Origin of the sequence: Halalkaliarchaeum sp. AArc-CO (assembly GCF_024972735.1) — an archaeon.
Classification (GTDB): Archaea; Halobacteriota; Halobacteria; order Halobacteriales; family Haloferacaceae; genus Halalkaliarchaeum.
This window is the reverse complement of the sequence record NZ_CP087723.1, coordinates 625476-650203: the sequence shown is the minus strand read 5'-3', so window position 1 is coordinate 650203 and position 24728 is coordinate 625476. Positions and strand designations below refer to the sequence as shown.

The window sequence follows — 24728 nt, the reverse complement described above, 5'->3', positions numbered from 1 at the left end:
GGTTAATCCGTTCCCACGGCCGGCGGATCGTGCGGCCCGCGTCCGGGACTCGGCCGTTCTTCCCCGAATCCCGCGGCGACGTCGCGAAAGACGGCTTCCGGATCCTTGTTCCAGGACCACTTCCAGCGGGTTTTCGCCAGCAGATACAGTTTTCGGGAAAGCGACAGTTGGGGCGTCTCCGAGAGGACGTCGTAGTTCCGCTTGCGGATGAGTCGGTGGTGGTCGGCGTACAGTACCGCAGCGAGCAGGACTGCCAGTTGGCAATCCTTCGGCAAATACTTGATCCCGGCGACACCGTCCCGGTAGAGGCGTTCCGCGCGGGCGAGCTCCGTCCGCATCGCCGCAGCGAACCCCTCGTCCATCCGGAGGCGTTCGATCTGCTCTTCGGTGACTCCGTGGTCGGAAAGCGTCGACTTCGGGAGGTAGATCCGATCGCGCTCGAGTACGTCCTCCCGAACGTCCCGGAGGAAGTTCGTGAGCTGAAACGCTTCCCCCAGCGCAGTCGCGTGAGAGAGCGCATCTTCCGGCGAGTCTGGATCCATTACGGCGGTCATCATCCGGCCGACCGCGGCGGCGGAGCCGTCCATGTACACCTCCAGCTCCTCGTAGGTCTCGTATCTGGAGGTGTCGATGTCGGCTACCATCGCGTCGACGAAGACGTTCACGTCCCGGTCGTCGATCCCGTACTCGACGCGAAGCTCCGAAAACGCCGACAGGACGGGATCGTCCGTCGACTCCTCCCCGAGTGCAGCCCGACGGATCCGCTCGAGCTCCGCCCGCTGTTCGGCGGGCCCCTTGCCACCGGGATCGTCGACGACTTCGTCTGCAACACGAAAGAACGCATACAGAACGTACGTCGCCTCGCGGACGCGCTCGGGAAGGAGTCGCGTGGCGACGTGAAACGTCTTCCCGGTCCGCTGTTGGATCGCCTTGCTTCGGGCGATCTGTTCGTCATCGATCATCTCTGGAGGCGGGCAGGGTCGCTATCGAGGTGTTATTCCGGGGGCGCATTTTACACCTTCGTAGTAGGGGTGCCAATCATATAACAGTTCGTGCGAACCCGGATCCACAGACCACAGAGATAACATAAATACCCGTCGTTCGGCGGGAGTATGTCAGTACCAGAACGTATCCGAACAGTCGTAGACGACGCCGTGACTGGGACAGACATACTTGCAGTGGCGACGGGCCATGGGGCGGCCACAGAGCGGGCACGGTCGGCCGCCACCAGTCGGGTTCGCTGTCACGAATTACACAGGGGAGAGCACGGACAAGACGTTTTCGCGCCGAGACACCGGTCGTGGTGACACACGAAGTCCGTCAGTCGCGCCACGGCCACAGCAGTTCCGAGTCGAAGCGATCAGTCGCGATCAGACCCGCAGCCATCGCCGCCGCAAGCAGCGCGGGGATCGGGTTGCCAAACCAGACGTTGATGCCGCCCCACAGGATCACGAAACTCACCATGTCGTCGAGCATGAACGGCGTCGAACGAAGGCGCGAACGCAATCCAGTACGGTCGAACGCCCGATCGAGCGAGACGACCGCGACCGTCGCAGACAGCACCCATCCTGCGTAGTTCGACAGTGGGACTTCATAGAAGATCCCACCGCCGTCGTACTCCCAGAATCCGAGTGCGACTGCACCGGGATCGAGGACGGCGTCCATCGCGATGACGAACCCGATGACGGTCGCGAGCCGGATCGGGGTCGAGTTCGCCCGCGACCCCAGCAAAAGTAGGCAAAGCAGGTACGCGTTCGCCACGAGGGGAATGAAAAACAGCGGCAACGCGAGGGGAACGCCCCCCACCATCGGGCCGAGGCTGATTCCGTACTCGAAGTGGCCGTACGGCCAGCCCGTCCGGACACCGACGTGTTCGATCACATAGGTGTACGCGACGAGCAACCCGAGCCACGCACCGGCCCGCCGGTCGACCAGAGGTGCCACGCCGGCCACGAGCGGCGACCGCATCACTGCGACGCCGACCAGGAGTAACCAGGGGTTGAAGGCGAGAGGTTCCGGAAGCAGCCCCTCCGCACTGGCGACCAGGAGCAGCCCGCCGACCGTCGGGAAGAGGACCGCGATCGTGAATCGGTTCTCGTCGACCGTGCGGTCGAGTGCCCGTTCGAACTCCCGTCGCGTGTTCGGCAGTCGGTCGCGGACCGCTCCGATAGAGACCCATTCGGGGACGGTACGTCCGCTCACGCGATCACCTCCGTGAGCGGAACGATCCGCCACAGCGCCCCGAGCGTTAGAACGGTGCCGACGAGCGTGTTGAGTGTCGGATACCACCAGTATGCTCGGGCGACGTCAACGTCGGAGCGATAGACGACAAGCACCGCCGCGGGATACACCAGCAGAAGCGCACCGAGACGGAGGTCGACGAGACCGAACCCGACCGCGGACAGCAGCCAGACGCCGCCACAGTAGCCGAACGTCCGCGTTTCGCCGAGGACAGTCGCCGTCGTCTGGATTCCCGCCGCGCGGTCGGGTTCGATGTCGGGGATCGCCGAGAACGTGTGCATCCCCATCGTCCACAGCCACGCGCCGACGACCCCCGCCACCGGCGGCTGTCCCCCGGCGACGGTCACGTAGGCGGCGATCCCCGGGAGAACGTACAGCCCGTTGGAGAGTGAATCCAGAAACGGCGTGGTTTTGAACCGGGCCGGGGGTACGCTGTACCCCACCGCGAGCAGGAAGAACCCAGCGAGCCATGGCCAGGCACCCGTCGGGGTGATCGCAAAGAGGCCGACCCCGAGGAGGCCGGACGCGATCACCACGAGGAGAACGAACCAGTCGCCCGTCCACCGGGCCTCCCGAGCCTCCTTTTTGGGGTTGACAGCGTCGATCTCGGCGTCGAAGACGTCGTTTACGCCGTAGAGGAGCACGTTCGCCGGGACGAGGAAGTACACCGCGAGCAGAACCGTTTCGACTGTGAAAAGCTCCGAGACAGTAGTCGCTCCGAACGCGACGGCGACGACCACCGGGCCGGCGAGATACAGCCAGAACCGGGGGCGAGACAGCGTGATGAGATACGACAGTCGATCCCAGCCCATGATCGATCGCTCGTCAGTTCTCCCCACTCGTCTCCGCCATCCGTTCTGCAGTCAGCTGGCCGCTGATGAGACACATCGGGACGCCGATTCCGGGAGTGGTGTACGATCCCGTAAAGTAGAGCCCGTCAACCGCAGTCGACGTTCGGTTCGGGCGAAGCAGCGCCGTCTGTGACAGCGTATGTGCGAGTCCGAGCGCGGAGCCGGCGTACGCGTTGTATCGGTCGGCGAAGTCGTCCACACAGAAGGTCTCCTCTACGACGATCCGATCCCGGAGATCGACGCCCGTGTTCGCCTCGATATCGTCGAACAACTGTTCTCGAAACGCCGCCCGGCGCTCGGGCGTGTCCTCGAGCCCGGGCGCGATCGGTACCAGCGCAAACAGGTTGCTGTGCCCGTCCGGGGAGACCGAGTCGTCGGTTTCGGAGGGGACACACAGGTAGTACGCCGGGTTCTCGGGCCAAGCGGGTTCCTCGAAGATCTCCTCGAAGTGGTCGTCCCAGTCGGTCGGAAGCACCAGCGTGTGGTGCGCGAGCGGTTCGACGTCGCCTTCGACCCCCAGATATACGAGATACGCCGACGGTGCGTACGTCCGGCTCTCCCAGTACTCGGCGGGATACTGCCGCTTTTTTGGGGGGAGCAGCTCCTGTTCGGTGTGGGCGTAGTCGGCGTCGGAAACCACCAGATCCGCGAGGAACTCCCCGTCTGCTTCGGTTCTGACTGCGAACCCGCCGCGTCTGCCGGCGATCTTTCGGACCGGCTGGCCAGTGTGAAACGCGACGCCGAGTTCGTCCCCGAGCTCGACGATCCCGTCGACGACGGCGCCGATTCCGCCGTCCGGGTAGTAGACGCCCATGTTGAAGTCGACGTGACTCATGAGATTGTACAGCGCGGGCGTGTTGTGCGGCGATCCGCCCAGGAACACCAGCGTGTACTGCATGATCTGCTGGAGCTTCGGGTGCGAGAAGTACTCCTCGACGTGGCCCTGCATCGTTCCCAGAAGCGAAAGGTGCCGAGAGTGTCGCAGCACCTCGAGATCGACGTAATCCCTGAGACGAGGGCGGTCCTCGTAGACGAACTCCCGCATTCCGAGCTCGTAGTTCCGTTTCGACGTCTCGAGGTACCGAGCGAGCGCCTCGCCGGCGCCAGGCTCGTAGGACTCGAACAGCCGTCTGTTCTCTTCGAGATCCGGAACCAGATCGACACGGTCCCCGTCCTTGAAGAAGATCCGGTAGTGTGGATCGAGTCTGGACAGCGAGTAGTACTCGGACGGCTCCCGGCCGAAGTGACCGAAGAACCGCTCGAACACGTCGGGCATCAGATACCACGAGGGGCCCATATCGAACTCGAACCCGTCGACTTCCAGCCTGCTCGCACGGCCGCCGAGCTGTTCGTTCTTCTCGAGGAGGGTCACGTCGGCGCCAGCATCGGCGAGATAACAGGCGGTCGAGAGCCCGCCGAACCCGCCGCCGATCACGACGACGGACTCACCGGCGAGCGAACCGAGATCCGGAGGCGAATCCATGCATCCTGATAGGTCGGACACGAGTGTCAATCTTGCCCCGGCAAGAGAGCGTCCACGAGCTGAACAACTAAGGCTGTGCCGAGCGAAGAGAGAGTATGGTTCTGACGGTCGTCGTCACCGGCGGGACGCGCGGGATCGGGCGCGGCGTCGCCCGCGCGTTCGTCGAGCGTGGCGACCACGTCGTCGTCGCTTCGCGAGGAGAGGAGGCTATCGAGGAAACGGTAGCCGAGCTGTCTGCGCTCGAGGGGTCGGCGTCCGGCCTCCGAACCGACGTCCGCGACGAATTCGACGTCGAACGGTTGATGGAACACGCCGCCCGCGCTGGTGTGGCCGACGGGATCGACGTCGTCGTCGCGAACGCCGGCGTCGCTCACGGCACGCCGGGACAGACGCCGATCGATTCCGAGCAGTACGCGACGTTCGACGACACGCTCCGGACCAACGTCCGGGGAGTGTTCGCGACGATCCGCGAGGCGCTGCCCCACCTCCAGCCCGACGCGCGGGTGCTCGTCCCGTCGGGTGGCGTCGCCCACGAGACGAAGTCCGGTGTGGGTGCGTACGCGGTGTCGAAAGCCGGGGCCGAGGCGGTCGCCCGGGCGTTTTCCGCCGACCTCGAACAGGCGGTCGGAGTCGTCGATCCCGGCCTCGTGGCGACCGATCTCACGGGCGCAGATCGGGCCCGGGACCCGGCGGACGTCGCCCCGATGTTCGTGTGGGCGGCCGTCGAGGCCGATCCGGAAAGCCTCGACGGCGAACGGATCGACCTCAGGACGTGGAAGTCGGCGACGCGGTGACGTACTGCTCGAGGAAGTTGTAAACCACCTCGTGGCCGACCCCGGTGAGCACGCTCTCGGGATGAAACTGGACGCACTCGATGGGATACTCCCGGTGGCGGATCCCCATCACGAGCGTCTCGTCGCCGTGTTCGGTGGTGGCTGACACCTCGAAACAGTCCGGAACCGTCCGTGCGACCAGCGAGTGATACCGGGCTGCGCTGAACCCGTCCGGGAGTCCACTGAACACGCCCCGCCCGTCGTGGTCGATCCGCGAGGCCTTCCCGTGGATCGGTGCGGGTGCGTGACCGACCTCACCGCCGTACTCGTAAACGGCAGCCTCGAGCCCGAGACAGACCCCGAACGTGGGGACGGTGCTGCTCGTTTCTCGGAGGACCTCGCGGGTGATGCCGACGTCGCGGTCGTTTTTCGGATGTCCCGGGCCGGGGCTGATCACGACGGCGTCCGGATCGACCGCCGAGACGTCGGCGAGCGACGCCGTGTTTTTGTACACCTCGACGTCGACAGCCTCGTGATCGTCCCCGGTTGCGCCGCTGACCTGCTGTTCGGAGAGATACTCGACCAGGTTGTAGGTGAACGAGTCGAAGTTGTCGATCACGAGCACCTTCATCGTGACGCCCCCAGGTCGGTCGTCGAGTCGATCCGGTCGACGGCAGCGAGAACGCCGTCCATCTTGTGTTCGGTTTCGTCGTACTCGGCTGTCGGCTCGCTGTCGGCGACGAGACCAGCGCCGGCCCGGACGGTGAGCCGGTCGACCGTTTCCTCGTGGTCGATCGTCGCCGTCCGGATCACGATCGCCATGTCCGCATCGCCAGTCCAGGAGTAATATCCGACCCCACCGCCGTAGACCCCACGTGGTGTGGTCTCCAGGTCGTCGATGATCTCCATTGCTCTGATCTTCGGCGCGCCGGTGAGCGTCCCCGCCGGGAACGTCGCGCGGGTCGCATCGAACGCGTCGGCGTCGGCGGCGAGACGACCGGTGACCGTCGACTCGATGTGCTGGACGTGGCTGTACTTGAGGACGTTCATGAACTCCTCGACCCGAACCGAGCCGGGCGTGGACACCCGTCTGACGTCGTTTCTGGCAAGATCCACGAGCATCGTGTGTTCGGCCCGTTCCTTGTCGTCGGCGAGCATCTCGCCGGCGAGCCTGCGGTCCTCCGCGGGGCTGTCACCCCGGGGACCGGTGCCGGCGATCGGGTTCGACACGAGCCGGCGCCCCTGAACGGAGACGAGCGTTTCCGGGCTGGCGCCGACGATCGATCGGTCCCCGTACGAGAGGAGGTACATGTACGGCGACGGGTTCACGTCCCTGAGTGCCGCGTACAGCGCCAGCGGGTCGACCTCCCCGTCGAACTCCCGCGTTCGCGAGATGACGCCCTGATAGATGTCGCCGTCGAGCACGTGTCGCTTCGCACGCCGAACTGCGTCCTCGTACTCCTCCCGTGGGCCGGCGCGCTCGGTCTCGATCGTGATCCCGTCCCCGGTGGCGACCGGTTCCTTCGCCGCCGCAGACAGCGTTTCGGCGACCTCCTGTGCCTCGGTGACGAGCGCGTCGTACCGGTCGCCCGGATCGTCCTCCGGCTGCAGAAACGGCGTCAACACCAGTTCGACGGTCCCCTCGACGTCGTCGAAGACGAGCGTCCGCGTCGTCAGGCAAAACTGGGCGTCCGGGACAATCGGCTCGGGGCGGTCGACGCCCACCTCCTCGAGCCAGATGTCGTAGACGGAATCGTACGCGAGAAAGCCGACCAGCCCCCCCGACAGCTGCTGGCGATCCGTCTCGGGAAAGCCGACGGGTTCGACGGTCGGCATCGACGCCCGAAGGCGGTCGAGCGTGTCACCGGCGTCGTCGACCTCGATCGCCTCGGCCGCCGGACCGAACGACTCCACGTCCGTCCGATCCGGATACACCGAAATCACCGCGTCCGGATCGTAACCGACGAAGGAGTATCGGGCGTGACGTTCGACGTCCGATCCAGGGGCGAACGCACCGTCCGGGTCGCTGGAGGCGACCTTTCGTGCGCTCTCCAGGAGGAAGGTGTAGTCGCCGTTGTCGGCGGTAAGCGCCGCGTACGCCGAAAGCGGCGAGGTGTCGACGTCGAGAGTCGCCGACAGCCGAACGACCGCCGGACCGGAGGCTCCCGCCGCGAGATCACAAAACTCCTCGCGGGTACGGTCGAGTTCGAACGCGCTTCCGGCGTCGACATCCGTCGCCGTCACTGCACCACCTCCGGCGACCGCTCGGCGTTTCGGACGAACGTCGCGAGCGCCGTGTGATCTTTGACGCCCCCGGTGAGTTCGACGCCGCTCGCGACGTCGACGGCGTACGGTTCGGCGATCCGGACTGCCTCAGTCACGTTCTCCGGCGTGAGCCCGCCGGCCAACACCACCGGCGATCGGAGCTGCCGGGCGAGTTCCCGGGTCGCCTCCCAGTCGTGTGTCTGCCCCGTTCCGCCGGCGCCCTCGTCGGTGGTGGAGTCGACCAGCAGCGCGTCCACTGCGGAGTCGAGTTCCCGGGCACGGTCGGCCTCCCCCGAGTCGACCGCGACGACGAGCTTCCTTCCGGTTTCGCTCCGCAGGTAGCCAAGTTCGTCGGCATCGAACTCCCCGTGGAGCTGGATTACGTCTGGCTGGACCGTCCGGACGGCGTCGACCGCGTCCGACGGTGACTCGGGCATCGTAACGAGCGTGGTGGTGACGAACGGCGGCGCCTCGGCGACGAGTTCCGCCGCCTCCGCGAGATCGACCTCCCGCGGCGTGTCGACCGTGACGTCGGCGATCACGCCGACGGCGTCCGCACCGGCCTCCACCGCGGCGCGGAGATCCTCGCTGCGGGTGATGCCGCAGATCTTCACGCGGGCCATCAGGAGCCTCGCATGATTTCGAGCGTCTCAGCGGCGGCCCCGGTGTCGATGGCCTGTGCCGCCAGCTCGACACCGTCTCGCAGATCGTCTGCCAGCCCGGAGACGTAGACGGCGGCGCCGGCGTTGGCGAGCACGATGTCCCGCTTTGCCCCCTGGCGATCGCCGGTCGCGATCGCCTCGAGTTCGGCGGCGTTCTCCTGGGGGGTTCCCCCGGCGACTGCGCCGATGGGCGCAGAATCCAGCCCGAGATCCTCGGGCGTCAGTGTGTACTCGGTTACCTGGTCGCCGTCGACCTCGGCGACGGTCGTCGGACCGTGGAGGCCGATCTCGTCGATGCCGTCGCCGTGGACCACCAGCGCGCGCTCGACGGGCATCCTGGTGAGCGCTCCGGCGATCCGTGAAACGAGGTCCGAGTCGTACACGCCCAACACCTGCGCCTCCGCGCCCGCAGGGTTCGTCAGCGGGCCGAGGACGTTAAACACGGTCCGCATCGACAGTTCCTTCCGGGGACCGATCACCGCCTTCATCGCCGGATGAAACACCGGCGCGAGCATGAAGCCGATCCCGTCGGACTCGATCATTCGCTCGACTGCCGGCGGTTCGGCGTCGATCTCGACGCCCGCCACCTCGAGGACGTCGGCGCTGCCCGAGGAGGAGGAGACCGAGTAGTTGCCGTGTTTGGCGACTGCCGCCCCCGCGCCGGCGGCGACGATCGCGCTGGTCGTGGAGACGTTGATGGTGTCGTAGTCGTCCCCGCCGGTGCCGCAGGTGTCCACAAGCGGCGCACGGTCGGGCTCGATCGTCCGGGACGCCTCCCGCATCCCCTGGGCGAAGCCGGCGATCTCCGCGTCGGTCTCGCCTTTCGCCCGGAGCGCCGCCAGCAACGCCCCAATCTGTGCCTCCGTCGCCTCCTCGAACACCAACGAGGCGGCCTCCCGCGCCTCCGCCAGGCTCAGATCGTCCCCATCCGTTACCCGTTCGAGGTACGTTTCGATAGCCATATTATTGCACCAATGTATGAGTTCGTCTTGTAATGTACAAGTCTGCTCATCAATATAAGACTGTCGGCAGCAGGAGCACGCCGACGGGGGCGTCACAGTCCGGGAGTCGACAGCGAGAGCATCCCGAATGGGGCGTCACAGTCCGGGAGTCGACGTCGACGCCCCGCACTCACGCGTCGGAATCGTCGATCTCGAGGACGTCACAGTTCCCGTCGACGGTCAGGGTAAGCGATTCTGTCTCGGCTTCGTAGGTCACCGCCGCACGGAACGGATCGCGCTCGAGGATCCGCGCGCGGTCGGTGTCGAGCGCCGCGAACCGCCAGACAGAACGCCCGTCGACGCCGACGTCGTGTTCGTTGAACAACCCCACGACCGCCGGATGATCGAGCAGGGCGTGGCCGATCCCCGTGGAGGACGTCGCCCCACATCGGCGACAGTCGTATTCGACCAGCGGGAACTCGAGTAGCTGTTCGAACAGTTCGACGGACGCGTCCTCCGGGATTTCCTCGTCGGGATCGGCTGCCGGCCCGACTCGCCGTCGAATCCGGCCGTCGCAGTACCAGCAGAAGCCGTTGCCGAGGTGCTGGAACATCGATCGGAGATACCGCCCGGCAGTGTCGGGAACCTGCTCTCGATCGACGTCGACGAAGACGCTCGGCGGGACGGTGAATTCGCTTTTGACGGGACAGGACTCACATTCGATCCGGACCGTCTCGCCCTCGTAGTACAGCGTTCGCGGTTCCCCACAGGTTCGACACGGCTCCTCGAGCGTCACGGGTTCGAGGGTGCCTTCCATCGTGTACGCCCCCCGTTCGATCGCCCCGTTGGCCCAGATGCCGGCTTCGGCGAGTTCGTACCCGTCGTCGGTTTTGGCGACGAACTGACCCAGAAGTTCTTCGAGGTGGTAGTTGAACCGCCCGGAATCCCGGACGCCGACCGCCTCGCGGAGTTCGGAAAATCGCGCCTCGTGGCCGTCGGCCGCCCACAACGTGCGGATGATTTCGATCCGGGTCTCGTCCGCGAGTGCCGTGAACGCCGCCTCGGTGTCGCTGGTTTCGACGAACTCCGGACCGGTCATGGAACCCTCGTATGACTCCACCGACATAAATCGTTCCGGCGGGAGACGTCGCCGACTCCGGCGCGGCGGTCACCCACCGCCTGTTCGCTCCAGGAACGTCAGCATGACCGCGCCGAAGAGGGTCCCGCCGGCGAACGCGGGTTCGGCGACCATCAGCGGCAGCGCCAAAAGCGCCGCCAGGTAGCCGATCAACCCGCCGAACGACCAGGTGTTTCTGTTCGACGATTCGGTCGATCTCTCGCATTGCAGGGTGTGAGACGAGTGTTGCATCGTGAATAGAGACAGGGGATCCACCGACTTAACTATAATCTGAATGATATTTCTGTAAGCGGCGTTACTGAAAATCTCTTCAGTTGTGCGGTGTCGGACCCACCCGGCGGCCAGAACGGGGACGATACCGGGTAACAGAAGGTAGTTCACCACGTTTCGTCAGACCGCGAAACAGCAGTCGACATCGCCAGTGCCTATAAGTCAGTAGAGACGCCCGTCAATCTATGGAGAATACACTCACGAGCAATCAGATTTCTGGAGTCATAGGTTCGCTGATCGGACTCGCCGTGGTCGCCTCCTCGCTCGTCTTCGGGCCAGTCGAGATGTGGTCGATCGCTCTCATGTCGATCGGAATACTGCTGATCGTCACTTCGGTCGTCGTATTCGTCTCCGGGTCATCACCTCGAGAAGGTGACCTCCATCATCGCGGCGGTGGGGTTTGACCACTACGAGAGTGTCATAGAAAGCGCCACGGAGGAAGCGGCAGGGTGCGGGAAGTGTGTCCAACACCAGCGCAACCCTGCAAGACATAGCTTCAGTGGGCGACTTCTTGAACGTCGCGGCTACCGAGACAGTGCCGCTGTTTGAACACTTCAATTTCTTTTTTCTGCTGGAGTACGACGTGTTCGCCCACTCGAAGCGGGGGCGAACACGAGGTCCGGAACGCGAGCATCACCCTCGGCGTCGCCATCCTCGCCGTCGCCCACTGACTTCGGCGAGAAGCAGCCGTCGCCGTTCGTCGCGACGCCCTCCTGCCGTCGTGGAGGAGCCAGCCATCGAAAGGGGTTATTTAAACGAACGTGGACAGGCCCGACAACCTATTTAAACGAACGTGGACAGGCCCGACAACCCATATAAGGGGAAGAAGTACCTCACCGATAGCGAGGGCCGAGGCCCGAGCTATCGGCTTTTTTGGTCGAGCTTTTTTGACGGGGGTCGAGCAGAGCGAGGCGCGAGCGAAGAGAGCGCCTCGAAGACGCGAACGGGGAGCGAAGCCACCCGTGAGCGCGCAGAGCGAGGCGCGAGCGAAGAGAGCGCCTCGAAGACGCGAACGGGGAGCGAAGCCACCCGTGAGCGCGCAGAGCGAGGCGCGAGCGAAGAGAGCGCCTCGAAGACGCGAACGGGGAGCGAAGCCACCCGTGAGCGCGCAGAGCGAGGCGCGAGCGAAGAGAGCGCCTCGAAGACGCGAACGGGGAGCGAAGCCACCCGTGAGCGCGCAGAGCGAGGCGCGAGCGAAGAGAGCGCCTCGAAGACGCGAACGGGGAGCGAAGCCACCCGTGAGCGCGCAGAGCGAGGCGCGAGCGAAGAGAGCGCCTCGAAGACGCGAACGGGGAGCGAAGCCACCCGTGAGCGCGCAGAGCGAGGCGCGAGCGAAGAGAGCGCCTCGAAGACGCGAACGGGGAGCGAAGCCACCCGTGAGCGAACACAGTGAGCGAGGCCCCCGTCAAAAAAGGTCGTTCAGTAGGACTTCGCGAAGTACGCGGTCCGTTCGGCGTCGTCGCCACAGACCGCACACGTCTCGTCGTGGTCGCCGTCCGCGAGGTCGTCCTCTTCCTCGAAGGGGACCATGACGATCTCGGCGGCGATCTGGTCTTTGACCTCGGTTTCACAGTCCTCCTCGCCGCACCAGGGCGCCTTCACGTAGCCGCCGTGCTGGCCGATGGTTCCGAGGATCTCGTCGCGGGAGTCGGCGTCTCGGACGCCGTTCTCGAGGACCTCTTCGGCGCTGGCGTACAGCTTCGCGTACACCTCGTCGAGGTGGCCCTGCACCGTCTCGTCTGCGCCCTCACGGTCCTCGACGACTGACTCGCCGTCGGAGCGGTGCACCAGCGTGAGCTCGTCGTCGTCGACCTCGTTGGGGCCGATCTCGATCCGGAGGGGGACGCCCTTCAGCTCCCACTCGTTGAACTTGAAGCCGGGGTTGCGTCCCTCGCGGTCGTCGAGTTTTACTCGCACGCCAGCTTCCTCGAGCTCCTCGGTCAGGTCCTCGGCGTACGCGAGCACGTCGTCTTTGGTGTCGGACTGCCAGATCGGGACGACGACGACCTGTTCGGGCGCGACTGTCGGGGGAAGCACGAGCCCCTGATCGTCCGAGTGGGTCATGATCAGCGCGCCGATCGCCCGCCAGGAGATCCCCCAGGAAGTGGTGTGTGCGAGGTTCTGCTCTTCGTCTTCGTCGGCGTAGGTGATGTCGAACGCCTCCGCGAACGACGTCCCGAGGTAGTGACTCGTCGACCCCTGGACGGACTTGCCGTCGGGCATCAGCGCTTCGATCGTCGTGGTCGTGTCCGCTCCGGGGAACTTGTCGTGTTCGGGCTTTTCGCCCTTGAGGACGGGCATCGCCAGCAGGTCCTCGTAGGTCGACTCGTACTGGTCGAGCCGGAGGAACGTCTCCTCGAGAGCGTCCTCGCGGGACCGGTGGGCTGTGTGGCCCTCCTGCCAGAGGAACTCCTTGGTCCGGAAGAACGGCTTCGTCTCGGTGGCCTCCCAGCGCACCACGCCGCACCACTGGTTCACGCGCAGCGGGAGATCGCGGTGGCTGCGGATCCACTGGCTCATGTACGGCGTGATGATCGACTCGCTCGTGGGCCGGACGGCAAGTCGCTCTTCGAGCTCCTCGTGGCCGCCGTGGGTGACCCACGCCACCTCGGGGTCGAACCCCTCGATGATGTCCTTCTCCCGCTGGAGATACGACTCGGGGATGAAAACGGGGAAGTACGCGTTGCGGACACCCGTCGACTTGAACTGCTCATCGAGGTCGTCCCGGATCGCCTCCCACAGCGCGTAGCCGCGGGGCCGGGTGATGATGAAGCCGCTCATTCCCTCGGGGCCGTAGCTCGCGAGCTTCGCTTTCCGGACGACTTCGGCGTACCACTCGCCGGTCTCGTGTTCCTTGCTTTTGGTGATGCCGAGTTCCTGCTCGGTTGTCGGTTCGCTCATTACCGTATCCGTCTCGGTTGTGGAACTTAAACGGACCGAAGGGATGGGGAGGAGTCACAGTGTTGGGGCGGTCGCCGGCGACGATCGCCTCGGCCGTCCCGTCGGTCGGTTCTCGGGACTGATAACTGGTGGACAATCTTGAAACCCGCCCCCTGTGCACAGAGAGACAGCGGCATCGACCGCGGTCGGAGTCCACCGGCCCATTCCGACACATGACCGTCCAACCGACAGATGAACGACCCCCGGAACTACGACGTACGGGAGCTGCGTACCCTCGCGGGAACGCATCCGGACGAAGCACCAGCGGCCGGAGTCGAACAGGCTCCGGACAGAGAATCGTCGACGTCGCCGGCGCGAAATCAAAGCGAGGCGCGGGCCTACACCGCCCAGTTCGTCGAACTGGTGCTCGGCTCCCGTGGGCGGTCGACAGCGTCCGGGCGGCCGTATCTGCAGACTGTACCGACAGGCGTCTCTGCCGAGCGTCTGGTCGGCGACTGGCTCTCGTATCTGGTCGAAATCGGGGGCCAGGAGGGCGCCAGCGAGGCGCTTTCATACTACGAACGGATCGGCTGGATCGCCCCCGAGGCCCGGTCGGCGCTGGAGAGACGCCTCCCGGGACTCCGGTCGCCGCGACATCGGCGACCGTACGAGCCGGCGGACCATCGGATCTCGCTGTGTTGTCTGCGGCGGATCGCCGCGGTCGAAGCCACCCGAACGGAGGATCGAGGGACAGCCCCGGGGCGTGGGGCGGCAACGGCGGAGTCATTGGCCGACTCGAAGGAGGACCACGCCACGAGGCCGACAGACGGACCCAAGGACGACTACGATCATGAGTGACGACGCATCCGACGAAACGGACGGAGAATCGAGCGACGAACCGGCAGAGGAGTCAGAAGCGACTGGAGAACAACGAAACGGCGGAGAGTTCGCGGAGACGAATCGTCCGACGCCGGTCGGCGTGAAGCTCGGGAGCACCCGGACGGTCGTGGAGTTCCGAAACGGGACCGGCGACCTGCACCGCTCCCGGACGCTGACGTGTCTGGCGACCTACGACGATCCGCTGACCGGGGAGGAACGCGTGTTGTACGGCGAACGCGCCGCCCAGGAATACCCCGATCGGGTGGAGTTCATGCTCCGCTCTGGACTCCCCGAAGACGGCGACCGCGTGGCTACGGCGAGGCGGTACTTCGATGAACTGGTCGGCGCCGAAGGAGTGCCCGAGGACAGCGCCGTCGTGTATGCGGTACCGACGATCGACAACGAGGAGGGGCTTTCCAATCTGCGGGACGTCATCGAGGACGCCCCGATCGGTGGCGACCTCGTCCGCTCGTATCCCGAATCGCTTTGCGGAGCAATTCCCGCATACGGCGACGGCCTCGAGGCGATCGAGGAGGTGTTCGTCGCGATCAACATGGGGTCGACGAACCTCGAGGCGTGTGCCTACCGGCGCGGCGAACAGCTCGCTCCGTTCACGACCGGCGCGGTCACCGGCAACGAGGCCGACCGCTGGATCGCGAACGCGATCGAGGAGGAGACCCAGGGACGAGTCAACGTCGACCGGACGACGGCCCGCGAATACAAGGAGGAACACGCCGACTTCGAGTCGTTCGAACCGTTCACCGATGTCGTCCAGCAGCCCGGGGGCGGGAGCCACGAGTTCACCGTCGAGCGGGGGGTAATGGAGCCGCTGGACCGGTACGTCGACGAGGCGGTCGACGTCGTCGCAAACGAGTTCCTCCCGGAGCTCGCCTCCGGCTACATGAAACCGTACCAGATCGCACTCGGGAAACCGATCGCGCTCACCGGCGGCATGGCCTGTATTCCGGGGATCGCCGAGGAGTGGAAGCGCCGTCTGTCGGCGGAACTCGACCGCGAGGTTTCAGTCGTGACCGCCGACCGCCCGGATCTCGCGGCCGCGGAGGGTGCTCATCGGATCGCGGAACGGCTGGTCTCCGCTTGAGGACGCGAGACGTTCGACACGGGAAGCCGAAACGCAGTCGGGTCGACCGACTCGACCGACTCGATCCGCTCGACCGACTCGATCCGCTCGACCGACTCCGCCGATTCCGAACCGGGACGGTTTAGTCGCTCGAACGGCGTCGTACCGCCATGAGCCGTGGACTCGGTGTAACCGTCGCCCTGCGGGAGTTCCTCCCCGAGTGGGCAACCATCCTGTTCGCCGCGGTTTCTGTGCTCGGAGATCTCACGGTTATCGTTCCGGTCCTCGGCGTCCTGTATCTGGTCGACGTCGCCGAGAGCCTGCGTCAAAGCGACGGTCGTGCCGGCGAGGAAGCGCTCTGCTCCGATCGCACCGCGTTCATCGTCGCGACCGTCTTCGGTGGACTTGCGCTGATCGTCCTGTTGAAAGCGACGTTCGCGCTCCCTCGTCCGCCGGCCGAACTACACGCGATTACCCCGAGCGAGCACGGGTTCCCCAGCGGACACACGATGGCGGCGACCGTCTTCTGGGGAGCGCTGGCGCTGTGGACGACTCTCGGGCGACGCCACCTCAGGTTCGGAGTGGCAGCCTCGGCGATACTGCTTGTCGGTGCCTCCAGGCTAGCGCTCGGGGTTCACTACCTCGTCGACGTGATCGCCTCGGTCGGGTTCGGCGTGGGGTATCTCGTCGGGATCGCGTACGTAACCCAGCTCCGCCCGCGGCGGGCGTTCGCCGTCGCGATCGGCGTGGCGCTTTTCGCGACGGCCGCAAGCGGCGGCGAAACCCGGGCGCTGCTCGCGACCGCCGGAACGATCGGGGCCGCTGGAGGCTGGCAGCTGGTCGAGCGGCCGGCGGTCAAGCGTCGCATCGTCGGCGCGATCGGTCGGTGAATCTGTACCGCGTGCCAGGAAAACTACAGCCGAGTCGAGAGATGTATACTGTGGGATGTGATACTGAGAAGTATGCCGAACTATCGGACCCACGCACGATGGGGTCGTCGCGCGGCGGTCGTGGTCGCTCTGTCGGTGGGTGTGGGAATCTACGGAACGTTCGAGCTCCCGATCCTGGCCGTCGTCGCCGCGGTCGGCGCGGCGGCGACGACGTTCGTCGGCTCGATCTATCCGGACGTCGACCACCACAATTCGATCCCCCGACGGAAGGCGACCCGAATCTTCCGAGGCTTCGCTGTGTTCGGCGTCGTCTCACTGGGCCTGTTACACTGGGAACGACTGGTCGAATTCGCCGCGGCGGTTCCGGTCGAGGAACTGCTCTCGGAGGGCGTCGTACCCACGGAGATGGTGGCGAGCGGCGGGATCGCGATGCTCGCGCTGGGGAGCGCCGCGCTCGTGGATCCGCTCATCGGGGTCGTGACCAGACAACACAGGGACTGGACCCACAGCGTTCCGATCAACTTCGTTTTGACGGTGCTTTTCGCCGCCGGGATCTGGCTTCTGGTCCGAGAGTTCGAGCCGGCCTACCAGATCGCGGCGGTCGTCGTCGTCGCCGGCTTCTTTCTCGGCTGTCTCGTCCACCTCGGGCTCGACGGAGAACTCGTCTGATCCCCCGTATTCAGCCGATATCCGGTGTCAGACGGGCGTCTGACGAATGGGAAAGGTAAATAGGCTCGGTACACAACCCGTGGGCAAGAGTATGGACTCCATCGTCGAGGATGCGATTGACGAGGCCGAGGAACCGGGGGAGGATCCGCCCGAAGGGGAGTTCGGCGGCGAGGCGAACCGCGACGCCACGCCGACCGGGACGATGTCCGACGACGAGCTCCGCGACGTCTTGCAGGACCTCCAGACAAACATCACCGTCGTAGGCTGTGGCGGCGCCGGCGGCAACACCGTAAACCGGATGTCCGAGGAGGGGATCCACGGGGCGAAGCTGGTCGCCGCCAACACCGACGTCCAGCACCTGGTGAACGTCGATTCCGACACCAAGATCCTGATGGGACAACAGAAGACGCAGGGTCGCGGGGCGGGATCGCTCCCGCAGGTCGGCGAGGAGGCGGCCCTGGAATCCCAAGAAGAGATCTACGACGCAATCGAAGGGTCGGACATGGTGTTCGTCACCGCCGGACTCGGCGGCGGCACCGGAACGGGGTCTGCCCCCGTCGTCGCCAAGGCCGCCCGGGAGACCGGCGCGCTCACCATCTCGATCGTCACCACGCCCTTCACCGCCGAAGGGGAGGTCCGCCGGACGAACGCCGAGGCGGGGCTCGAACGACTCCGTGACGTCTCCGACACGGTGATCGTCGTGCCGAACGACCGGCTGCTCGATGCGGTCGGCAAACTCCCGGTCCGTCAGGCGTTCAAAGTGTCCGACGAGGTGCTGATGCGGTCCGTCAAAGGGATCACCGAACTGATCACGATGCCCGGCCTCGTCAACCTCGACTTCGCGGACGTCCGCACAGTGATGGAGAAGGGTGGCGTGGCGATGATCGGCCTCGGGGAGTCGGACTCGGAGTCGAAGGCACAGGACTCGGTGAAGTCCGCGCTTCGCTCGCCGCTTCTGGACGTCGACATCTCCGGTGCGAACTCCGCGCTGGTGAACGTCACCGGCGGCTCCGACATGAGCATCGAGGAGGCGGAGGGCGTCGTCGAGGAGATCTACGACCGGATCGACCCCGACGCACGCATCATCTGGGGCACGTCGATCGACGAGGAACTCGACGGACAGATGCGGACGATGATCGTCGTCACCGGCGTCCAGTCACCGCAGATCTACGGCGGAACCGACGGTCAGCCCCCGGCCGAATCCATCCAGGGAACCGAAGACATCGACTACGTCGAGTGATCTCCGGTCGTCCGTGATCGGCGACGACCGCCGATCCGCGATTGACCCGGACCGCCTTCCCATCAACAGATAGAAAACCTCCGAAACCGTAGCCGCGCTTGATATGGACGTCCCGTACGACCTCAACAGCTACATTCGGGTGTTAAAACTCGCCAGCACCCCGACCTGGGGGGAGTTCATCCAGGTGTCGAAGATCGCAGGAGCGGGGATCCTTCTGGTCGGCTTCATCGGATTCCTCATCTTCGCGATCATGAGCCTCCTCCCAGGGGTGGGTGTCTGATGCCCCTGTTCGCCGTCAAGACGACGGCCAGCCAGGAGATGACCGTCGCCGACATGATCGCAAACAGGGAAGAAGACGAGATCCACGCGGTGCTGGCTCCGGACTCGTTGACGAGTTACGTGATGGTGGAGTCGGACAACATCGCGGTCATCGAGCGGATCATGGACGAGATCCCCCACGCGCGCAGCATCATCCCCGGGGAGTCGTCGATGGCCGAGGTCGAGCATTTCCTCTCGCCGACGCCGGACGTCGAAGGGATCGCCGAGGGAGACATCGTCGAACTCATCGCGGGGCCGTTCAAAGGCGAGAAGGCGCGGGTACAGCGGATCGACGAGGGCAAAGACCAGGTCACAGTCGAACTGTACGAGGCGACCGTTCCGATCCCGGTCACCGTTCGCGGCGATCAGATCCGGGTGCTCGACTCCGACGAACGGTAGCGGCGGGCGTCCCGGTCACGACGACTCGATCGAACCGTCGGCCGAACCGTCGGCCGATCCCTCGGACGGCGGCGTTTCCCCGCCACGGACGTCATCGAGGCGCTCGACCACCTGCTGGAGGTCGGCTTCCGATTCGATCTGTTCTTTCACCTGTTCCCGCAGTCGAACCGCAGTGGAGTCGGCGTCGTATGCCCTGACGTATTCGGCACGGGTGTGCTCCTCGAACGCGTGCCGGATCGCAAAGTACCCCTCCGGGACGATCGTCCCACAGACGTTACACTCGTGTCGTTGGTGTTCAGTCGTTTGATGAACGATCGCGTCCTCGACGGTGTCGAACCCGGCGTCACAGCCGTCGATACCGCAGTTCCAGCGGACCATACCGACACGACGCCCCCGCAGTGGTTAACCGTTTTCCCGTCTGGAGGGGCCCCATCCGGTTGGCTGCTCCCTCGGAATCCGAAGAGGAAACCGATTTACTCGCGGATCCGAATCCCCGTGTATGGCGGCGAACACGTCGGCCGGCGGCGCCGAGACGCGGGTCGACATGCACGTGAAGGTGCTCGACGAGTCGGTCGCGAGGCGTGCGAAGGATCGCGGAATAGACGTCCTCGTGTACGCGCCACACTTCACCCGGCTGCCGGAGATCAGACGGCGGGCCGAACGCTTCAGCGACGAGGAACTGCTGGTCGTCCCGGCCCGAGAGGTGTTCACGGGCGACTGGCACTCGCGCCGCCATCTCCTTGCAGTCGGGCTCTCCAAGCCAGTTCCCGACTTCATCACGTTCGAGGGCGCGATGCAGGAGTTCGAGCGCCAGAACGCAGTCGTGCTCGTTCCCCATCCCGCGTTCGCGACGGTGAGCCTCACCGGGCCAGAGATCCACTCGAACCTCCGTCGCCTCGACGGCATCGAGACCTACAACGCGAAACTGTTTCCCTATCAGAACGGCAAGGCCCGCGAGATCGCGGGGGAAACTGGGCTCCCGGTGTTCGGATCGTCGTACGCTCACCTCCGAAGAACTGTCGGCGAAGTGTGGACGCAGTTCGACGCCGAGATCCACTCGGAAACTAACCTCGTCGAGGCACTCCGCGACGGGACACCCCGACGAGTGTTGCGGCACAGCGGCGCCGGACACCGTCTCCAGGGGCTCAAAGAGTACGCACACCTGTTCTGGGAGAACAGCTACGAGAAGTTCGACCGCGTGTTCCTCTCGGGGACCGAACCGACACACCCGACCCACGTCGCGTACGGCGGCCGGTTCGACGACGTGACTGTCGAGGGAGCCCACAGGTTTAGCTAGTTCACGACCGCGGAGTCGACGGCAGTTCTCGATACGGATCAACAGCAGGATTCATCATGATAAACAATTCCCTAAATAAACAGATAATATACAGCAGTACGGATTCGTAGAGCTGGGGTGTACAATCTGCTAAATGACGTTCATCGCTTTTGGAGCGGGATCGACGGGTCCCGATACTGCCGACCGAACCGGTTGCGTTTTTTCCGGCGACGGCGAGTACAACTGCCAGATCGTCTACGAGATGGGTGAAGACCTCCCTGACGATCGAGAGTGGTGGCTACTCCAGGTCATCTCCTGGATGGTCGAGTGGGGTCCACCCCGAGACATTGCATTCACCCGACACCCGGGCGAGCGACGCGTACGGATCGAGTTCAGCTTCGATTCACTGGACGACTGCAGAGCGTTTATCGCCGGCGAGGACTACGATCTCGTCGTCGACGGCGAACTGATCGTCGACGCGCGGGTGGAGAACCGGTGTCAATCGTCGACTTGAATCAAAAAAGGTTCGCCTGCTGGTAGACGTTGATTCCTTCGTTGGTGATCTCGTAGGGCTTCGTCTCCCGAGAGTGGTTCGCGTCCCTGATCTTCTGGATCTCGACGGCCAGACGCGTCTCCTGGAAGTTCGAGGTCCGAACGTACCGGAGGACGAACACTGCGTCGGTGAGATACTCCACGATCCCGTACCGCGAGGTGTACGCGCTCTCCTCGCTCGCCTCCGAGGTGAGAAGCGTCGTCACTCCGACCTCCTTGAGCGACCGAGTGAACTCGAACACCTGCGAGCGTCGCTTCGCCGGGTGGTCGTACATCATCTCCAGAAGCGACACCGAGTCCAGGACCAGCCTGTCGGCTTCGTAGTCGGCAACCAGCCGCGAGAGGTCCGATCTGATGCTGGAGAGGCTGTTCGCCATCTCGATGGGATCCATCGAGACGACAGCCAGTTTGTCGTCGTCGACGTACGTTCGGAACGGCCAGCCCTTCTCCTCGGCTGTCGAGAGGATCGCCTCCCTGCTCTCCTCGAGTGTGAGGTAGACAGCTCGTTCATCCGCCTCGAGTCCGTGCTGGAGGAACTGCAGGGCGAACGTCGTCTTTCCGGTTCCGGCGCTTCCGATCACCGAGACGAGGGACCGCTTCGGGATACCACCGAGGATCATGCTGTCGAGGCCGTCGATTCCGATCTGGACTCGCTCGACGTCGGAGTCCAGTTCCATCTCCTCGAGATCGGCGTCGAATCCACCGGGAGTCTCGCCGGGTGCTGCCCCGCCGAATGGATCGCCGGCCGATCCGTCGGAATCGCCGAAGTCGGCGAAACCGAAATCGTCCGGGGCGGATTCCGGCCCCTCCTCGAACCGTTCGAACCCGAACTCGTCGGTGTCGGCGTCTTCGTTCGCGTCGGATCGACGCGCGTGCCGGCCGGACGGTTCGCTGTCCGTTTCGAGTTCACGAAGCGCCCGTTCGAACCAGTCGTCGTTGTCGGTCATACTCGTCGGGACCCCATGGCCGGTGTCGGCTGTCCGAACAATCGAGTCCCCGCGTGATGAACTTTGCCCGTCGGATCGCACCCGTGGTGCTTTTGTCGAGGGGTGTCGAACCGCGTCGCATGGAGGTAGGCATCGTCGCACAGCGGGGAAACGTCCGGGCCGCCAGGCTCGCGTCCGAGATCCGCGAGCGACTTCTCGAACTCGACGTCGCCGTCCGTCTCGACGAGGCGACGGCAGACCGGCTCGCAGCCGTCGACGGAGGGGAACCGGCCGACCTGATCGGTCGCCCGGTCGAGACGTTTCACGAGTGCGATCTCGTCGTCTCGATCGGCGGCGACGGAACGTTCCTGTTTGCCGCCAGGGGAGCCGGAGGGACACCGGTTCTCGGCGTCAATCTCGGTGAGGTCGGCTTCCTCAACGCGGTGTCCCCCTCCGAGGCAGTCGAGGTGATCAGTGCGGAGGTGACGGCGTACCGGCGGGGGAAACAGGAGGTGCGCGAGGTACCACGGGTGAGCGCACGAACGAACAGCTGGACGTCGGGGCCTGCCGTCAACGAGATCGTCGTTCAAGGGGGTCGCCGGGGACACGGGGGCGGCATCGACTACGACCTGCGGGTCGACGGCTCGCTGTACTCCGGCGGCCACGCCGACGGAGTGCTGGTAGCGACACAGACCGGCTCCACTGCGTACAACCTGTCGGAGAGCGGTCCGCTCGTCCATCCATCGATCGGCGGGTTCGTCGTCAACGAGATGTGTGCATCCGGCGGGATGCCACCGCTGGTCGTCGACGGCGACGCCGAGGTGACCGTTCGCGTCACCGGCGCCGAGCGCGTAGTCGTGGTAAGCGACGGCCGGAACCCACACGAGCTTTCCGTTCCCGTCGAACTGACGATCGAACGGTGCGATCCCCCCGTCAGGCTGGCCGGCCCCGCCTCGGACTTCTTCGAAGCACTCGGAAAGCTTTCCTGAACGAAGCAGGCAGGACCGACACCGGTGCGACTGGGAAAAGCCCAGGTCGGAAGTTTCAACCACTCTCCGACGCCAGTTCGGTCAATGACCCGACCGGAAGAGAGACAGCTCCCGGTTGGGCTGTCGGCGTTTACCGGGGAAACTCGCCTCGGACACGCGCTTTTGGTTATCGTCGGTGCGGCCGGGTTCGTGGCGGGATATCTCGGGTGCGCAGTGCTGTTTTTCGAAGGACTCGAGACGTTCGGGCCGGGAGCTCCACGGGGACCCAGCCTGATAGCCGGCGCCTTCGGATCCCTCGGTTGCTGGGGGGTGTTTGCGGTCGGATTCGTCCGGGGGCGCGGCGGCCCGGTCTTGAACGCGGTCGTCTACCCTGTCCCTATCGTCGCGGTGTTGCCGGTCGCGGTTCGGTGGGCTGTGTTCGGTCCCGAAATCGGCGGCCTGCTCGACCGGTTCGGGTTCGTATTGTTCCCGGTGGAAGTGCTGGTTTCCGCCGCCGCGTTGATTCTCCCCGGTGCCGTCTTTTTCGCGTCGCTGCTCGCGGTGTGGGCGGCGGCCCTCGACGAGGACCGTCGGCGTGCCTGGCAACGCGAACAGCTCTCTCCCGAGTTTTACGAGGAGTTCGTCGAAGAGTCGGAACGGTGATCCGGCTCCCGACGAGACCCCCGGCATCGCCGCCGAGAGGGTTATCCGCGAGTTCATGCCACACACTAACATGACAAAAATAAACAGGGGAGCGACGCCGATCGAACGGCTGTTGTGGCGGTACGAAACGACCGACACGAGAGATCCGAAGAGTCGAACAGACGCAGCCGTATTCGGCGGATTTAATCGGCCACGGGGCGTACGCTCGACCGGATGGAAGACGGCTACCGCGGCGTCGTCGGCGCGATCCCGTTCGCGTTCGGACAAAGCGACTCGTATCTGTTCAAAAGCTACGCCGTCGTCGGGACGCTCGTCGCCGCGTTTATCGGGACGCTGTTCGTCCTTGGGGTGATCGTCCTGCTCGGACAGACTGGTGGGCGGGCCGGCACGCTCTCGTTTTCCCGAAGCTTCGTACTCCTGGTCGGCGTGCTGCTGGTGGCACCGCTGCTTGCGCCGACGCTTCTGGTGGCTCGCAGACACCGTCGCGGCACCGGCCACGACCGGCGGTACGACGCCGCGATGGCGGCGAGCGGCTATCTGTTTCTTCTGGCCGTGTACGCCGGCGGAGTTGCCTCGATGCCGGAGTGTTTCCTCCTCGACGGCGAGACGGTGTGTCGGCCGCCTCCCGAGGGACTGACCGCTCCCGTCGTCGCCACACTGTATGCGGTTCCACAGCTCCTCTCGCCGGTTTTCCCCCTCGTTGCGGCGCTCCTCATCGGCGTGTTCCACCGGCTCTTTCGGTGATCGGGAGGGGAGTACACGCAGTTGTCGAGGGATGACGAAACGGGGAAACCCCTCCGGCGGATACCATCCGTCGATGACCGACGACGATACGAAAGAGAGCACGTTTCTCGTCACACACGCCGACGAGGAGTCTGCCGTACTGAAAGACGTCGCGGACGGACAGGTACACACGCTGGAGTCGAATCCGGGGCTGTCAAAGGACGAAGCGGTGGACGGTGTCGTCTCCTCGGATTCGTCGCTCGGCGTTGTCTGGCGGCTCGTCGAGTTCGAAGGGCAGCGCAGCCTCACGCTCGAGGAGAGCGACGAGCCGCCGACCGCACACGAACGGGAACTCGCCACGGCACAACCGGTCGGCGAGCTCACCCGGGAAACACGCGCCGGAGTCGGGGAGATTCACGTCATAACCGTCGAGGAGTCAGAGACGGAGGCGGCAGTCGCCGACGTTCTCGAGGACAGGGAGGCGACGCTCTCGCGGGCCGCCCGGCTGGGCGTCTCTCGGGTCGAAATCCGATCGGAGCCGGGCGTGATCGCGGTTCGATACCTTCCCTGATCGAGCGGGCCGAGTATCCAGGACCGCCGGTGCCGACGTACATTTTAACCTCGCGGACCGTAGCCTACC

28 protein-coding genes and 2 pseudogenes are annotated in these 24728 nt (G+C 65.1%); 16 read left to right on the top strand and 14 right to left on the bottom strand.

All coding sequences use genetic code 11. The features are described from left to right. Positions 1-2 precede the first annotated feature (2 nt). From AArcCO_RS03965 to crtI, 5 genes are all read right to left on the bottom strand, one after another. The gene (locus AArcCO_RS03965; RefSeq protein WP_259535146.1) at positions 3-962 is read right to left on the bottom strand and encodes a phytoene/squalene synthase family protein; all 960 of its coding nucleotides are present in this window, start codon (positions 960-962) and stop codon (positions 3-5) included. A gap of 153 nt (positions 963-1115) precedes the next feature. After that, a complete protein-coding gene (locus AArcCO_RS15860; RefSeq protein WP_303650968.1) occupies positions 1116-1247 on the bottom strand; it encodes an HVO_2523 family zinc finger protein in 132 nt (43 codons plus the stop codon). Positions 1248-1320: 73 nt separating this feature from the next. Next, complete coding sequence (gene cruF / locus AArcCO_RS03960) at positions 1321-2202, bottom strand: bisanhydrobacterioruberin hydratase (protein ID WP_303650967.1); 882 nt, start codon at positions 2200-2202, stop codon at positions 1321-1323. Continuing rightward, a complete protein-coding gene (locus AArcCO_RS03955; protein WP_259535145.1) occupies positions 2199-3053 on the bottom strand; it encodes a prenyltransferase in 855 nt (284 codons plus the stop codon). Before AArcCO_RS03955 ends, cruF begins: the two co-directional genes overlap by 4 nt. A 13-nt stretch (positions 3054-3066) precedes the next feature. Beyond that, on the bottom strand, positions 3067-4575 hold the full coding sequence (gene crtI, locus AArcCO_RS03950; RefSeq protein WP_259535144.1) for a bifunctional phytoene desaturase/3,4-desaturase: 1509 nt from the start codon (positions 4573-4575) through the stop codon (positions 3067-3069). 95 nt (positions 4576-4670) lie between these two features. On the opposite strand from crtI, the gene AArcCO_RS03945 reads away from it, so the two are divergent. Next, positions 4671-5369 (top strand): SDR family oxidoreductase, encoded by a 699-nt coding sequence (locus AArcCO_RS03945; RefSeq protein WP_259535143.1) that lies wholly within the window; start codon positions 4671-4673, stop codon positions 5367-5369. On the opposite strand, the gene trpG is transcribed toward AArcCO_RS03945, so the two are convergent. The 6 genes from trpG to AArcCO_RS03915 all read right to left on the bottom strand — a co-directional run bounded on the left by trpG (position 5341) and on the right by AArcCO_RS03915 (position 10585). Beyond that, a complete protein-coding gene (gene trpG, locus AArcCO_RS03940) occupies positions 5341-5979 on the bottom strand; it encodes an anthranilate synthase component II (RefSeq protein WP_259535142.1) in 639 nt (212 codons plus the stop codon). The genes AArcCO_RS03945 and trpG overlap by 29 nt on opposite strands. Then, positions 5976-7592 (bottom strand): anthranilate synthase component I, encoded by a 1617-nt coding sequence (gene trpE, locus AArcCO_RS03935; RefSeq protein WP_259535141.1) that lies wholly within the window; start codon positions 7590-7592, stop codon positions 5976-5978. Before trpE ends, trpG begins: the two co-directional genes overlap by 4 nt. Continuing rightward, positions 7589-8236 carry a phosphoribosylanthranilate isomerase gene (locus AArcCO_RS03930; RefSeq protein ID WP_259535140.1) on the bottom strand — a complete coding sequence of 216 codons (648 nt, stop codon included), beginning with the start codon at positions 8234-8236 and terminating at the stop codon, positions 7589-7591. Before AArcCO_RS03930 ends, trpE begins: the two co-directional genes overlap by 4 nt. Continuing rightward, positions 8236-9231: an anthranilate phosphoribosyltransferase gene (gene trpD / locus AArcCO_RS03925; protein WP_259536524.1), complete on the bottom strand. Its 996-nt coding sequence runs from the start codon at positions 9229-9231 to the stop codon at positions 8236-8238. Before trpD ends, AArcCO_RS03930 begins: the two co-directional genes overlap by 1 nt. 175 nt (positions 9232-9406) lie before the next feature. Further along, on the bottom strand, positions 9407-10315 hold the full coding sequence (locus AArcCO_RS03920; RefSeq protein ID WP_259535139.1) for a DUF7351 domain-containing protein: 909 nt from the start codon (positions 10313-10315) through the stop codon (positions 9407-9409). 69 nt (positions 10316-10384) lie between these two features. Then, the gene (locus tag AArcCO_RS03915; protein WP_259535138.1) at positions 10385-10585 is read right to left on the bottom strand and encodes a hypothetical protein; all 201 of its coding nucleotides are present in this window, start codon (positions 10583-10585) and stop codon (positions 10385-10387) included. 499 nt (positions 10586-11084) lie between these two features. On the opposite strand from AArcCO_RS03915, the pseudogene AArcCO_RS03910 reads away from it, so the two are divergent. After that, positions 11085-11237: pseudogene (locus tag AArcCO_RS03910) on the top strand (IS5/IS1182 family transposase); the annotation flags it as partial. Between the two features lie 180 nt (positions 11238-11417). Further along, complete coding sequence (locus AArcCO_RS03905) at positions 11418-12017, top strand: hypothetical protein (RefSeq protein ID WP_259535137.1); 600 nt, start codon at positions 11418-11420, stop codon at positions 12015-12017. 26 nt (positions 12018-12043) lie between these two features. Here the strand turns inward: AArcCO_RS03905 and proS are convergent, their stop codons facing one another. Next, positions 12044-13525, bottom strand: coding sequence for a proline--tRNA ligase (proS, locus tag AArcCO_RS03900; protein ID WP_259535136.1), 1482 nt, complete (start codon positions 13523-13525; stop codon positions 12044-12046). 231 nt (positions 13526-13756) lie between these two features. Here proS and AArcCO_RS03895 point away from each other — a divergent pair, with 231 nt between their 5' ends. From AArcCO_RS03895 to AArcCO_RS03865, 7 genes are all read left to right on the top strand, one after another. Further along, the gene (locus AArcCO_RS03895; protein ID WP_259535135.1) at positions 13757-14362 is read left to right on the top strand and encodes a FlaD/FlaE family flagellar protein; all 606 of its coding nucleotides are present in this window, start codon (positions 13757-13759) and stop codon (positions 14360-14362) included. After that, positions 14355-15485, top strand: a complete 1131-nt coding sequence (locus AArcCO_RS03890) for an actin-like salactin (RefSeq protein WP_259535134.1) — start codon at positions 14355-14357, stop codon at positions 15483-15485. The genes AArcCO_RS03895 and AArcCO_RS03890 overlap by 8 nt, the downstream gene beginning before the upstream one ends. A 149-nt stretch (positions 15486-15634) precedes the next feature. Then, positions 15635-16354, top strand: a complete 720-nt coding sequence (locus tag AArcCO_RS03885; protein WP_259535133.1) for a phosphatase PAP2 family protein — start codon at positions 15635-15637, stop codon at positions 16352-16354. 72 nt (positions 16355-16426) lie between these two features. After that, positions 16427-17023 (top strand): metal-dependent hydrolase, encoded by a 597-nt coding sequence (locus AArcCO_RS03880; RefSeq protein WP_259535132.1) that lies wholly within the window; start codon positions 16427-16429, stop codon positions 17021-17023. Positions 17024-17114: 91 nt separating this feature from the next. Continuing rightward, positions 17115-18263 carry a cell division protein FtsZ gene (gene ftsZ, locus AArcCO_RS03875; RefSeq protein ID WP_259535131.1) on the top strand — a complete coding sequence of 383 codons (1149 nt, stop codon included), beginning with the start codon at positions 17115-17117 and terminating at the stop codon, positions 18261-18263. Between the two features lie 103 nt (positions 18264-18366). After that, positions 18367-18543 carry a protein translocase SEC61 complex subunit gamma gene (locus AArcCO_RS03870; protein ID WP_119816468.1) on the top strand — a complete coding sequence of 59 codons (177 nt, stop codon included), beginning with the start codon at positions 18367-18369 and terminating at the stop codon, positions 18541-18543. Beyond that, on the top strand, positions 18543-18980 hold the full coding sequence (locus AArcCO_RS03865; RefSeq protein ID WP_259535130.1) for a transcription elongation factor Spt5: 438 nt from the start codon (positions 18543-18545) through the stop codon (positions 18978-18980). Before AArcCO_RS03870 ends, AArcCO_RS03865 begins: the two co-directional genes overlap by 1 nt. A gap of 93 nt (positions 18981-19073) precedes the next feature. Here AArcCO_RS03865 and AArcCO_RS03860 read toward each other — a convergent pair. Continuing rightward, positions 19074-19358 (bottom strand): annotated as a pseudogene (locus tag AArcCO_RS03860) (hypothetical protein); the annotation flags it as partial. A gap of 121 nt (positions 19359-19479) precedes the next feature. Here AArcCO_RS03860 and AArcCO_RS03855 point away from each other — a divergent pair. Both AArcCO_RS03855 and AArcCO_RS03850 read left to right on the top strand, forming a co-directional pair. Next, positions 19480-20277, top strand: a complete 798-nt coding sequence (locus AArcCO_RS03855) for a PHP-associated domain-containing protein (RefSeq protein ID WP_259535129.1) — start codon at positions 19480-19482, stop codon at positions 20275-20277. 133 nt (positions 20278-20410) lie between these two features. Beyond that, complete coding sequence (locus AArcCO_RS03850) at positions 20411-20770, top strand: hypothetical protein (protein ID WP_259535128.1); 360 nt, start codon at positions 20411-20413, stop codon at positions 20768-20770. Position 20771: 1 nt separating this feature from the next. Here the strand turns inward: AArcCO_RS03850 and AArcCO_RS03845 are convergent, their stop codons facing one another. Next, on the bottom strand, positions 20772-21755 hold the full coding sequence (locus AArcCO_RS03845) for a KaiC domain-containing protein (protein WP_259535127.1): 984 nt from the start codon (positions 21753-21755) through the stop codon (positions 20772-20774). A 119-nt stretch (positions 21756-21874) separates the two neighbouring features. Between AArcCO_RS03845 and AArcCO_RS03840 the strand changes: the two genes are divergently transcribed. From AArcCO_RS03840 to AArcCO_RS03825, 4 genes are all read left to right on the top strand, one after another. Then, positions 21875-22723 (top strand): NAD(+)/NADH kinase, encoded by an 849-nt coding sequence (locus AArcCO_RS03840; protein ID WP_259535126.1) that lies wholly within the window; start codon positions 21875-21877, stop codon positions 22721-22723. An 84-nt stretch (positions 22724-22807) separates the two neighbouring features. Next, positions 22808-23365 carry a hypothetical protein gene (locus tag AArcCO_RS03835; protein ID WP_259535125.1) on the top strand — a complete coding sequence of 186 codons (558 nt, stop codon included), beginning with the start codon at positions 22808-22810 and terminating at the stop codon, positions 23363-23365. Between the two features lie 213 nt (positions 23366-23578). After that, the gene (locus AArcCO_RS03830; protein WP_259535124.1) at positions 23579-24109 is read left to right on the top strand and encodes a DUF8056 family protein; all 531 of its coding nucleotides are present in this window, start codon (positions 23579-23581) and stop codon (positions 24107-24109) included. A gap of 73 nt (positions 24110-24182) precedes the next feature. Beyond that, positions 24183-24659, top strand: a complete 477-nt coding sequence (locus tag AArcCO_RS03825) for a DUF5812 family protein (RefSeq protein WP_259536523.1) — start codon at positions 24183-24185, stop codon at positions 24657-24659. Positions 24660-24728 lie beyond the last annotated feature (69 nt).